This is a genomic window from Vibrio sp. 10N.222.48.A3, assembly GCF_041475345.1.
Taxonomy (GTDB): domain Bacteria; phylum Pseudomonadota; class Gammaproteobacteria; order Enterobacterales; family Vibrionaceae; genus Vibrio; species Vibrio tasmaniensis_A.
Genome location: NZ_JBFRVX010000995.1, coordinates 1 through 763, shown reverse-complemented (window position 1 = coordinate 763; position 763 = coordinate 1). Strand labels below are relative to the sequence as shown.

The 763-nt window shown below is 46.7% G+C and carries 1 protein-coding gene; it reads right to left on the bottom strand.

Annotated features, from left to right (window positions below):
* Positions 1-2: 2 nt before the first annotated feature.
* Positions 3-763 (bottom strand): efflux RND transporter permease subunit (locus tag AB4653_RS22855; RefSeq protein ID WP_372105398.1); only part of this gene is annotated, 761 nt, incomplete at its 5' end.

Sequence of the window (763 nt, the reverse complement as noted above, 5' to 3'; positions counted from 1 at the left end):
CATTAACCGTGACTGCTTCTTCCCACGTTATCGTGGCTCAGCTCTTTATTTAGAACCGCTTCCACATGACCTGGAGAACGTGTTGAGCCAGAAATCAGTCGATACATCGCAGGGATTACGAACAGAGTAACCAAAGTTGCAAAGCCCATACCGAAGAAGATAACCGTACCCACTGCTACTCGGCTTTCATAGCCTGCGCCCGTTGAAGTAATCAATGGGATTGCACCGGCTAGTGTGGTGAACGCCGTCATCAAGATTGGACGTAAACGTCGAGCCGAAGCATCAATGATCGCCTTTTCAAACTCAATGCCACGGTCACGAAGTTGGTTAGCAAACTCTACGATCAAGATACCGTTTTTGGTTACCATACCGATCAACATAATCATACCAATCTGGCTGTATACGTTGAGACCTTGACTCATCAACACCAAGCCTAAGAAGCCACCAAAGATGCCCATAGGTACGGTGAACATCACCACCAGCGGGTTAATGAAGCTCTCAAACTGCGCCGCAAGTACCAAGTACGCCACCAACATCGCTAACGCAAACACCACGAGGATACTCGATTGGTTTTCTTTAAAATCTTTAGACTCGCCTGAGTAGCTTACTGAAATATCACCCGGTAGCTGCTCAATCGCTTGTTCATCAAGGAAATCCAAAGCATCACCCAACGTGTAACCTTCCATTAGGTTCGCTTTGATGGTCACCGATTTCTGCTTGTTGTAGTGCGACAAACGAATCGAAGACGCTACTTCTTCAATAT